8 protein-coding genes and 2 tRNA genes are annotated in these 10,613 nt (G+C 65.1%); 3 read left to right on the top strand and 7 right to left on the bottom strand.

Features of this window, described 5'->3' with window-relative positions; genetic code table 11:
- Positions 1-26 precede the first annotated feature (26 nt).
- The 4 genes from ACTJK0_RS08590 to ACTJK0_RS08575 form a co-directional block, all read right to left on the bottom strand.
- Entirely contained in the window at positions 27-806 is a 780-nt protein-coding gene (locus ACTJK0_RS08590) for a PIG-L deacetylase family protein (RefSeq protein ID WP_440744898.1), read from the bottom strand.
- A 4-nt stretch (positions 807-810) separates the two neighbouring features.
- The gene (locus tag ACTJK0_RS08585) at positions 811-1,758 is read right to left on the bottom strand and encodes an electron transfer flavoprotein subunit alpha/FixB family protein (RefSeq protein WP_440744897.1); all 948 of its coding nucleotides are present in this window, start codon (positions 1,756-1,758) and stop codon (positions 811-813) included.
- Positions 1,759-1,771: 13 nt separating this feature from the next.
- Entirely contained in the window at positions 1,772-2,563 is a 792-nt protein-coding gene (locus ACTJK0_RS08580) for an electron transfer flavoprotein subunit beta/FixA family protein (protein WP_440744896.1), read from the bottom strand.
- A 235-nt stretch (positions 2,564-2,798) separates the two neighbouring features.
- Positions 2,799-4,409 carry a trypsin-like peptidase domain-containing protein gene (locus ACTJK0_RS08575; protein WP_440744895.1) on the bottom strand — a complete coding sequence of 537 codons (1,611 nt, stop codon included), beginning with the start codon at positions 4,407-4,409 and terminating at the stop codon, positions 2,799-2,801.
- A 282-nt stretch (positions 4,410-4,691) separates the two neighbouring features.
- On the opposite strand from ACTJK0_RS08575, the gene ACTJK0_RS08570 reads away from it, so the two are divergent.
- The 3 genes from ACTJK0_RS08570 to ACTJK0_RS08560 all read left to right on the top strand — a co-directional run bounded on the left by ACTJK0_RS08570 (position 4,692) and on the right by ACTJK0_RS08560 (position 9,146).
- Positions 4,692-6,737 carry a TPM domain-containing protein gene (locus ACTJK0_RS08570; protein ID WP_440744894.1) on the top strand — a complete coding sequence of 682 codons (2,046 nt, stop codon included), beginning with the start codon at positions 4,692-4,694 and terminating at the stop codon, positions 6,735-6,737.
- A 105-nt stretch (positions 6,738-6,842) separates the two neighbouring features.
- Positions 6,843-7,631, top strand: a complete 789-nt coding sequence (locus ACTJK0_RS08565; protein ID WP_440744893.1) for a PspA/IM30 family protein — start codon at positions 6,843-6,845, stop codon at positions 7,629-7,631.
- Between the two features lie 87 nt (positions 7,632-7,718).
- Positions 7,719-9,146 carry a cryptochrome/photolyase family protein gene (locus ACTJK0_RS08560; RefSeq protein ID WP_440744892.1) on the top strand — a complete coding sequence of 476 codons (1,428 nt, stop codon included), beginning with the start codon at positions 7,719-7,721 and terminating at the stop codon, positions 9,144-9,146.
- 39 nt (positions 9,147-9,185) lie between these two features.
- Here the strand turns inward: ACTJK0_RS08560 and ACTJK0_RS08555 are convergent, their stop codons facing one another.
- The 3 genes from ACTJK0_RS08555 to ACTJK0_RS08545 form a co-directional block, all read right to left on the bottom strand.
- Entirely contained in the window at positions 9,186-10,118 is a 933-nt protein-coding gene (locus ACTJK0_RS08555) for a cytochrome b/b6 domain-containing protein (protein ID WP_440744891.1), read from the bottom strand.
- Between the two features lie 137 nt (positions 10,119-10,255).
- Positions 10,256-10,329: transfer RNA gene (locus ACTJK0_RS08550), tRNA-Met, on the bottom strand.
- A gap of 134 nt (positions 10,330-10,463) precedes the next feature.
- Positions 10,464-10,537, bottom strand: a tRNA-Met gene (locus ACTJK0_RS08545).
- Positions 10,538-10,613: the final 76 nt, after the last annotated feature.

Here is a 10,613-nt window from a genome sequence, read left to right as displayed (position 1 = left end):
CGCCTTTGCCGTGGAACGGTGTTGAGCTAGAAACCTGCGATGGTGCCGGGTCCGTTGACCGCCACCACGTGGAAGGCTTCCGCGCTGCTGCCCTCGGGCAGGCCCGCCCGGGCGGCGTTGACCTGCATCCCATGGCGGACGGTGGCTTCCATGGCGGCAACATCAGGATGCTGGCTGACGTGCACGTGGATGGCGTCGAGTTTGGCGTCCACGTGCCCCGTGACGTCCACGAAGTGGTTTTCCCGTTCCTCCGGCCCCGCATACAGCCAGAGCCACGGCAGCTTGTAGGCTTCCAGCCCTGCCTCAGCCAGTTCCGGGTAGGCGAAGGGATTTTCCAGCGCCGGGTAGACCGCCCGCGTCACCGCTTCCCCCACAGCCAGGTGGTCGGGGTGGCTTTTTTGGATCCGCTGCCAGTTCCGTTCCGGATGCATGGCAAGGACGACGTCGGGCCTGATCTTCCGGATCAGGCGCACCACGTCCCGCATCACCTCGTGCGATGGCTCCAGGTACCCATCACGCTGGTGGAGGTAGTGGATGTCGCTGACGCCCACGAGTTCAGCGGCGCGGCGCTGCTCGGCGTCCCGCATGGCGATGATGTCCGCACGGTGCGCCGGGTCGAAGCCGCCCGCGTCGCCGTCCGTCATGATGCAGTAGCTGACTTCGACGCCGGCCGCAGTCCAGGCGGCGACGGTTCCCGCTGCACCAAAATCGATATCGTCGGGGTGGGCCGCGAAACAGAGCACCCGCCCAACCCGGTGCGTTTCCGGGTTGAACGGGCTCTGTGCCTTCGGGAGGGAGTCTGTCAAGGAGTCAGCCTTTTCGCTTCTTGATTTCGGCCGTGGCCTGCGGCAGGACCTCGAAGACGTCACCGACAATGCCGAAATCGGCGATCTCGAACACCGGGGACTCAGCGTCCTTATTAATGGCGACAATGACCTTGGACGTCTGCATTCCGGCTTTCTGCTGGATGGCGCCGGAGATGCCTGCGGAGATGTACAGCTGCGGCGAGACCGTCTTGCCGGTCTGCCCCACCTGCGCGTCGTGGCTGATCCATCCCGCGTCCGTGGCGGCGCGGGACGCGCCCACAGCCGCACCGAGGGCATCGGCCAGTTCTTCGACGGGACCAAAGTCGCCGTCCATCCCACGGCCGCCGGCTACGACGATCCGGGCATCGGTCAGGTCCGGGCGGCCGCTGGCCACCTTCTGTTCCCGCGCGGTGACGCGTGCCGCCGCAGCCACCACGGGGACCTCTACGGTCCCGGTCGCGGGGCTGCTGGGTGCCGGAGCAGGTTCCGGAGTGACATTGTTGGCCTTGAGGGTCAGTACGGAAACCGGGGTGGTGGCCTTGCAGGACGTGTTGTAGGAGCCGGCCAGGACGGACTTGTGCGCCGTGCCGTCCGCATCCACCGCGACCACATCGGTGATGACGCCGGCATTCAACCGGACGCCCAGCCGCGCTGCGATTTCCTTGCCCTCCGGTGAGTTGTCCAGCAGGACGACGCCCGCGCCGATGGTTTCCGCCGCGGCGGCGAGGTAGGCGGCCTTGGGTGCCACCAAAAAATCATCCAGGTCCTGGCCCGACGGACGCAGGATGTTGCCCACGCCGTACTCGGCGAAGGTGGCTGCGACGGCGTCGGACAGGTCTCCGTTGAGGGCCACGGTGCTCTCGCCCAGGGAACGCGCCAAGGTCAGCAGCTCCAGGCTGCTCTTCTTCAGTGATGCGCCGGGGTTGTCGATGAATACGAGTACTTTTGCCATGTCGGTGTCCCTCTTAGAGCAGCTTCTGGGCGGCCAGGAAGTCAACCAGCTTGATGCCGGCGTCGCCTTCGTCGGTGATGATGGTGCCTGCAGTCCTGGGCGGCCGCTGTTCCGCGCTGGTAACTGTGGTCCAGGAACCCGCGAGGCCCACGTCGGAAGGGTCCACGCCGATGTCGGCCAGGGACAGGGTGGTGATGCTCTTGCGCTTGGCCGCGATGATGCCCTTGAAGTTGGGGTACCGCGGCTCGTTGATCTGGTCCGTGACGGACACGATGGCGGGCAGTGGAGCCTCCACTGTTTCCGAGTAGGTATCCGCGTCGCGGCGCGCCGTCAGCCGGCCGCCGTCCACCTGCAGGGTGGAAGCGAAGGTCACCTGCGGCAGCCCCAGCCGCTCCGCGAGCTGCGCCGGGATAAGCGAGGTTTCACCATCCGTGGACGCCATGCCGGTGATGACGAGGTCCACATTCCCCAGGTGCCGAACGGCTGCCGCGAGGGCCAGGGAGGTGGCCGCGGCGTCCGAACCGGCCAGGGCGCCGTCGCTCAGGTGGACTCCCTCGGTGGCGCCCATTTGCAGCGACTTCTTGACCGCGTTCACGGCGCCGGCGGGACCCATGCTGAGGGCGATGACCTGGTTGCCCGCCTTGCTTCCGCCCCGTGCCTCGGCCAGCTGGAGGGCAGCCTCCAGGGCGTATTCGTCAAGCTCGGACAGAATGCTCTCGTCGCGGTCCGTGGTATGGCCTTCACCGTTGAGGTGACGGTCGAACTGGGCGTCCGGTACATGTTTGACCAGGACTACGATCTTCAATGTCTCTTCCACTGTGTTTACAGCAGCCTTCCATGCTTGTGGACAGCCAGCCGGGTGGGCATGGCCGCGGAATGCCCGGCAGGCGGGTAGCTCCTAGCTAACCATATCGGCGAGCCCCCGCGCCCTCTTCCGTTAACGCCTGTTTCAGCCACCCGCCAGAACGACGACGACGGCGGCGCCCCCTGGGGTGGGGACACCGCCGTCGTCGGCGCTGCAGGGTGTGGGTTCGGTGGTGTCAGCTGGCAGCGGCACCCAGCGTGACGTCGAAGGTCTGCTCCTTGCCGCCACGCTGCACCGCGATCTTGACGGTGGAGCCTGCAGGCTGTTCACGGACGGCAGCGGTCAACTGGTTGGGTTCGCCGATGGTGAGGTCGTTGAACTTGGTGATGACGTCACCAACCTTGATTCCGGCCTTGCCGGCAGCAGAGTTGGGGTCCACGGTCGCCACGTCGGCGCCCACCGAGAACTCGGAGGAGGCCGCCGACGAGGCCTTGGCCTTGACACTGACGCCCAGCTGGCCATGCGAGGCCTTGCCGCCGTTGATCAGTTCCTGGGCCACCCGCTTGGCGTTGTTGATGGGGATACTGAAGCCGACGCCGATGTTGCCGCTTTGCGAACTCGAGGTCCCGGAACCGGCGGAAGCGATCGCAACGTTCACGCCGATGATCTCTCCCTTGGTGTTCACCAGGGCGCCCCCGGAGTTGCCCGGGTTGATGGCCGCATCCGTCTGGATCACGTTGATGGCGATGGATCCCTCGCCGGTGTTCTGCTGGCTCTGTCCGCCGCCCGGAGGGGCGAACTGGAAGCCCTGGTCACCGCCCTGGCTGTTGTCGCCACCCTGCGGCGCGGCGGAGGATGCCACGCTGATGGTCCTGTTCAGGGTGGAGACTATGCCGTCGGTGACCGTACCGGTAAGGCCCAGAGGGGACCCGATGGCGATGGCGGTATCCCCGACGTTGAGCTTGGAGGAGTCACCAAGGGTGGCAGGGGTGAGGCTCGAGGTGTCGTCCACCTTGATGACCGCGAGGTCGGACAACGGGTCGGTGCCAACCAGCTTTGCGGGCAGGACCTTTCCGTCGCTGGTGCGGATTTCAAGGGTGGCGTTTGCGGTCTGGCCGTCGAGGGTCACCACGTGGGTGTTGGTCAGGATGTGTCCCTGGTCGTCCAGGACAATGCCTGACCCCGTACCACCGGAGCTGCCGCTCGTGGCACTGATGGTCACGACGCTCGGCGAAGCCTTCACGGCCGCCGCGGTGATGGAATTGACGTCGTCCTTGTTGTTGACGATCACCGTGCCCGGCTGGCTGTTGCTGCCCACGGTAGACGCGCTGGACCCGTTGTTCCCGAACAATTCTCCGGCGCCAACGGTTGCCACTCCGCCGCCCACCAGGCCTGCTGCCAAAATGCTCGCCACCAGGGTGCCGACGCCGAAGCTTGCCTTTCGGCGCGGGGCATCCTTCGGGTTCGGGGCCAGGCCGACGCTGCCATTGGGGGTGCCATGGGCGGTACCGCCGTGCATCGGCTGGCCGTTCTGGTGCTGCTGGCCGTAGTACCCGGACTGGCCGTAGAACGGCTGGCGCTGCGGGTACACGGGACGCGGAGCACCCGGCAGTTCCTGGGTGTGGTCCTGGTCATGGGGCTGCGGCCGGTCCAGCCGTTCGGTGGGGTTGTGTGGCTGGTCGCCTGCAGAGCCATCACGTCCATGTTCCGGGCCGCGGCCGCCGTTCCCAAACTGAGTTGCCCCCTGACGGTCTCCGGGCTGCTGCGGGTCCTGCTGCTGCCAGGGGTTCCGGCTGCCCGCGTGGTTGTCCTCCGGGACCGGTCCTGGGCTTTGATTCTCAGTCATGGGACTTCCTTTCATCCTCGTCTGCCTTTAACTATGACCCGTCCTGCTGGAACAAGCTCGGATGTTTGCTGAGAGCTTGCTGAACGCTTCGAGGACGCTGCTCCCCCGGGCGGACCGTTTCGCTGGGGGCATATTCGGCGCCGTGGACGGCCTGTGGGGTGCACCATAGAATCAAGATGAATTGCCACAGCGACCTGCGGCTTCACACCAAGCGTGGGGGCGCTGCTGGATTCGACGACTGATTCGTCCCGAATCGGTGTCAGGCGTGCTGAAGGGTTGCACATGCGGTTAAAGTTCAAACGTATCCTCGCCGTGATCGGCCTTGCCGGGCTGCTGGCGGTACCCGCCGGCGCGGCCTGGGCCGAAGACCCGGTCACCATTCCCTCCGGGACCAACATTGTTGACAACGCAAACGTGTTGGGCAGCCGGAAGGGCGAAGTCCAGGATGCCATCCAGAAGCTGTTGAAGGACCACAAGTACAACCTGTACGTGGTAACGGTGAAGACATTCACCAACCCCACTGACCCCAAGCAGTGGGCGCAAGCCGTTGCCACCAAGAAGGTGATGGGCAAGGCAGACGTCATTTTGACGATGTCCGACGACGGACACTATTACTTCGCGCCGAATTCAACGAGCTCGATTGCGTCAAAGACCAGCACCATCAGCCAAAACGCTATTGCCGCCAACCTCGGTGCCGGCAAGCGTGACTTTGCCCAGGCCGCCATCGACACAGCTTCCGCGGTCGGAGACGCCGGCGGCGGCGGAAGCGGCAACGTGTCTTCCGGCGACGGAGCCGGGGCCGGAATCCTGGTTGGTGCCGGCGTGGTGGTGGCCGGCGGCGGTGCTTACCTGTACTACCGGAACCGGCGGAAGAAGGCTGCTGCAGGCCAGGCCGCTTCCAGTGGAAGCTACGGCCCCCAGGGCGCCGAACTGGACCCGCTGGCCTCGCTCAGCGTCGAGGAACTCCGCCGGAAGAGCGGTTCCCTGCTCATCGAGGCGGATGACGCCATTAAATCCAGCGAGCAGGAACTTGGTTTCGCGCAGGCACAGTACGGTGACGCCGCCGTCGGGAATTTCACCAAGGCACTGGCCGAAGCGAAGGCCCACATGACGGAGTCCTTCAAGCTCCAGCAGCAACTGGACGACCACATCCCGGATACAGAAGAGCAGCAGCGCACCTGGCTCGGCGAGATCATCCGCCGGTCCGAGGCCGCACTGGCGTCCCTCCAGGAGCAGAAGGCGGACTTCGACTCCCTCCGTGAGTTGGAGAAGAACGCTCCGCAGGCCCTTGCGGCGGTCAACGCCGGGGCGCGCGAGGCCGATACCAAAATTGCCAGCGCCGAACAGTCACTGGCCGGAATGCGCTCCAAGTATGCAGACAGCGCTCTTAGCCAGGTCTCAGACAACATCGTCCAGGCCAAGGAACGGCTGGCTTTTGTGCAGAACGCTTCCCAGACAGCCCAACAGAAGCTTGGTGAGGGTGAGGCAAGCCTTGCCGCCGTTGCCGTGCGTGCCGCTGAGGAAAGCCTGCACCAGACCAACGTCCTCCTTGACGCTATCTCCAAGGTGGCGGCCAACCTGGACGAAGCCCGCGCCGGCGTGGAGACGGCAGTGGTGGACACGTCGCAGGACCTGGCCCAGGCCAAGGCCATGATCCAGTCGGGGACACACGCCGAGCTGGCGGGACCGGTCGCTGCGGTGGAGGCCGCCCTGGCGCAGGTCAAGTCCGAGATCCAGGGCGGAAAGATCGACCCCATCGCCACGCTGCAACGGGTCGAAACAGCCCACCAGTCACTGGACCAGGCTTTGACCGGGATCCGCGACCAGCAGGAGCAGGCCCGGCGTGCGCAGGCGTCCCTGCAGCAAACCATCATGTCGGCACAGGCCCAGATAAGTGCCACCTCCGACTACATCACCGCCCGCCGCGGCGGCGTTGGCACAGAAGCACGAACCCGCCTGGCCGAGTCCCAGCGCAACCTCGACTACGCCCTGTCGATTGCCCGCACCGATCCTGTCACCGCGCTCACCTATGCGCAGCAGGCCCATGCCCTGGCGGCACAGGCCGCACAGCTGGCACAGGCCGACGTGGACCACTTCGACGGGTACGCCAACCAAGGTTTCGGCCGGGGCGGCATGTTTGGCGGCGGCGGGGGCGGCGGCCTTGGCGGAGCCATCCTCGGCGGCATCCTGATCAACTCGATCCTCAACGGCGGTCACGGGGGCTGGGGCGGCGGAGGCGGCTGGGGCGACGGTGGCGGAGGCTTTGGCGGCGGGGACGGCGGCTTCGGCGGCGGGGATTTCGGCGGCGGAGACTCCGGCAGTTTCTAAAGACTTCCGCCGGACGCCGGCAGATCCCGGCGGGCGGACAGACGCAGTACACCACTGTGCAGCGGTTCCAGTGGTCAACACAGAGCAGGACGAAAGGCAAACACCATGGTTAAGCAGTCCATTTTCGGCCGGATCGCGCAGCTGGCAAAGGCGAACATCAACTCCTTGCTGGACAACGCGGAGGATCCGCAGAAGATGCTGGACCAGATGGTCCGCGACTACACCAACAACATCGCCGAAGCGGAATCCGCCGTTGCACAGACCATCGGCAACCTCCGGATGCTGGAAGACGACTACAACGAAGACGTCAAGAATGCCCGCGACTGGGGGAACAAGGCTCTTGCCGCTTCCCGTAAGGCTGATGAGTTCCGTGCGGCCGGCGACGTAGCCGACGCCGAGAAGTTCGACAACCTGGCAAAGGTGGCGTTGCAGCGCCAGATGGCTGCCGAAAACGAAGCCAAGGGCGCCGAGCCCAGCATTGCGTCCCAGCGTGAAGTGGTCGACAAGCTCAAATCCGGCCTGGAGCAGATGAAGAACAAGCTCAACCAGCTGACCAGCAAGCGGAACGAACTGGTCGCCAGGTCCAAGACGGCAGCGGCACAGACCCAGGTGCACGACGCCATCAAGAGCATCGACATCATGGACCCCACAAGCGAAGTGGGCCGCTTCGAGGAAAAGATCCGCCGCGAAGAGGCCAAGGTCCGCGGCCAGCAGGAACTGGCAGCATCCAGCCTGGATGCCCAGTTCAATCAGCTGGAGGACCTGGGCGAACAGACGGAAATCGAGGCCCGGCTGGCAGCCCTGAAGGCTGGAAACTCGAAGCCCGCCCTTGGCACGGGCAGCCCCACAGGCGCAGAGTCAACCGTGGAAGAAGCCGACTTCGACAAACTCTAAGGGTCATCGCGACCCCAAAGACGAAACGGCAATGGCCGGGACCGTGGTCCCGGCCATTGCCGTTTCCACAGTGTGTAGCGTGGTGCCATGACGTCTTCCGATGCAACATCCCTGGTCTGGATGCGCGATGATTTGCGGCTGGATGACAACCCGGCCCTTGCCGAGGCCGCGCACCGGGGGGAGCCACTGACCGTGGTGTACATCCTGGACGAGGAGTCGGCCGGCGTGCGGCCGCTCGGCGGCGCTGCCCGCTGGTGGCTACACCATTCCCTGGCCGCGCTGTCAACGGACCTCGAAAGCAAGGGCTCACGGCTCGTGCTCCGACGGGGGCCTGCCGACGAGGCCGTTAGGAAGCTTGCCCACCAGACCAACGCCAGCCACGTCTTCTGGAACCGCCGGTATGCCCAGCCCGAGCGGACCATAGACGCCCGCATCAAGGACTGGGCCGGCGAAAACGGGATCCAGGCCTCCAGCTTCCAGGCAAACCTCCTGTTTGAGCCCTGGACCATCCGCACCGGGGCGGGTGGCCCCTACAAGGTTTACTCCCCCTTCTGGCGGGCCTGCCTGGCCTCCCATGACATCCGGGACCCGCTGGACGCCCCAACGGACCTGCCCGAACCTGCACGTTCGGGGAGCAGCCTGCCCGGCAGCGAAACGCTTGCCTCCTGGAACCTGCTGCCGGGCAGCCCCGACTGGAGCGGCGGCCTGGCCGAAGCCTGGGAACCAGGGGAACGCGGCGCTGTCCACCGCCTTGAGGACTTCCTGGACGGGCCCATCGAGGAATACGGCACCGGCAGGAACCTGCCGGGCACGGAAGGAACCAGCAGGCTGTCACCGCACCTGCGCTTTGGCGAGGTCAGTCCGTTCCGGGTGTGGCGCGAGATACGGCGCCGACACCCCCAAAGGATTCCCGCCGACGTCGGTACCTTCCAGTCCGAGCTAGGCTGGCGCGAGTTCAATTGGCACCTCCTGTACCACAACCCGGATTTGGCCACCCGCAACTTCCGGCCCGCCTTCGATAGCTTCCCCTGGGCCTCGCCAAGCCGGACGGAACTGGCGGCGTGGCAGCAGGGGAACACCGGCTACCCGCTGGTGGATGCCGGGATGCGCCAGTTGTGGCAAACAGGCTGGATGAACAACAGGGTACGGATGGCAGCGGCTTCATTCCTGGTGAAGAACCTGCTGACCGACTGGCGGGTCGGGGAAGAATGGTTCTGGGACACGTTGGTGGACGCAGACGCCGCCAACAACCCGGCGAACTGGCAGTGGGTGGCAGGATCCGGGGCGGACGCCTCACCGTATTACCGGATCTTCAATCCGGTAACCCAGAGCAGGAAGTTCGACTCCGGCGGCAGTTACCTGAAGGCCTTTGTTCCGGAGCTCAGGGGCCTCCAGGGCAAGGAAATCCATGAGCCCTGGGACGCCACGACGGATGGCTACCCCAGGCCACTCGTAGACCTGCCTGCGTCGCGCGAATGGGCCTTGGAGGCTTACCGGAAGGTCAAGGAAGCCTGAGCTCCCCCGCCTGCCCGAAAGCCGCCAGCGCCCGTTCCGTCAGCGGCTGACCTTGCCCATCAGGGACGCAATGGGCCGCAGGAAGATCGGGCGGGCAAGGAACCAGGCCGCCACCATGACTGCCACGGAGGCCAGGAACACCCAGAAGCCGAACCACCCTTCGTCGTCCCGGACCCCGTACATGTGGTTGAGGTTCCGCAGCGCCCCGGTCGTGAGCACCAGGAAGACATGGACCACGATGAAGGCCACGAAGTAGATCATCACCGGGAAGTGGACGGCGCGGGCCCATTCGATCGGGTACGCCTTGTTCAGTCCTGCTGCCTTCTTTGGCCAGGCGGAGGACATCCGCAGTCCCGTGATGAAGGCAAGCGGGGCAGCGATGAAGACGGTGACGAAGTATGCCAGGAGCTGCAGCGCGTTGTAGTTGATCCAGCCATCCTCGGTGGGCCAGTCCAGCGAGGCGTACTGCAGAGCGGCCGACAGTGCGTTGGGGAAGATGTCCCAGCTGGTGGGGACAATGCGCATCCACTGTCCACTCGCAAGGATCAGGACCGCGAAGACGATCCCGTTGAGGATCCAGAGGGCGTCAAGGGTCAGGTGGAACCAGAGTTCAAGGGTAATCTTCGTAGGCGGATTCTTGGTCTTGATCAGGCCTTTGTTGTTCCTGGTCCAATGTCCGCTGGGCTTTGTGGTGGTGCGCACCTGCCATCCCGTGCGGATGATCAGGAGCAGGAAGAAGGCGTTCAGGAAGTGCTGCCAGGCCAGCCAGGCGGGGAATCCCACGGGAGCGTTGCCCGGCAGTTCGGATTGTCCCGGGTAGTCGGCAACAAACGATGCCACGGCCGGCAGCCCCATGAGCAGCTTTGCAACCAGGACCACCAGGACCACGGCCACGAGGACGGCGGGAACCACCCAGTAGAGCCGTGACCGCTTACCCGTCGCGGCGGCGGGCTTTTTCGTGGGTGTGGCCATGGGACAACGTACCTCTCAGGAATGACGGGGGTTCACCGCACATCGCGGACCCTTCGAAAGAGAATACTAGGAACACCCTGCATCCAAGGAAAAACAAAACCCCGACCGGCGTAACTGCCGATCGGGGCCTTCATAAGTTGCGGGGACAGGATTTGAACCTGTGACCTCTGGGTTATGAGCCCAGCGAGCTACCGAACTGCTCCACCCCGCGTCGCTTGATCAAGACTACCCTATTTTCCCGGCTCCTCTGACCAACCCGTGGCGGGCCACTGGCGGCATGGCTGGCCGCTGCCGGGCAAAGCAAAAGACCCGGACATTGTTTCCAATGTCCGGGCCTTTCCTCAGTTGCGGGGACAGGATTTGAACCTGTGACCTCTGGGTTATGAGCCCAGCGAGCTACCGAACTGCTCCACCCCGCGTCGCAAGAACTACTTTACCGGGAGGTGAACCGCAGGCCAAATCGGAGCGGCGTGATGTCCGTTACGCCGGCCCGGC

It is taken from the genome of Paenarthrobacter sp. 22069 (assembly GCF_052046035.1).
GTDB lineage: Bacteria > Actinomycetota > Actinomycetes > Actinomycetales > Micrococcaceae > Arthrobacter.
This window is presented reverse-complemented; position numbering and strand designations above follow the sequence as displayed.

Excerpts from the sequence above, each read along its gene's own strand:
- ACTJK0_RS08585 (WP_440744897.1), bottom strand. The coding sequence starts at position 1,758 with ATGGCAAAAGTACTCGTATTCATCGACAACCCCGGCGCATCACTGAAG.
- ACTJK0_RS08575 (WP_440744895.1), bottom strand. The coding sequence starts at position 4,409 with ATGACTGAGAATCAAAGCCCAGGACCGGTCCCGGAGGACAACCACGCG.
- ACTJK0_RS08570 (WP_440744894.1), top strand. The coding sequence starts at position 4,692 with ATGCGGTTAAAGTTCAAACGTATCCTCGCCGTGATCGGCCTTGCCGGG.
- ACTJK0_RS08565 (WP_440744893.1), top strand. The coding sequence starts at position 6,843 with ATGGTTAAGCAGTCCATTTTCGGCCGGATCGCGCAGCTGGCAAAGGCG.
- ACTJK0_RS08560 (WP_440744892.1), top strand. The coding sequence starts at position 7,719 with ATGACGTCTTCCGATGCAACATCCCTGGTCTGGATGCGCGATGATTTG.
- ACTJK0_RS08555 (WP_440744891.1), bottom strand. The coding sequence starts at position 10,118 with ATGGCCACACCCACGAAAAAGCCCGCCGCCGCGACGGGTAAGCGGTCA.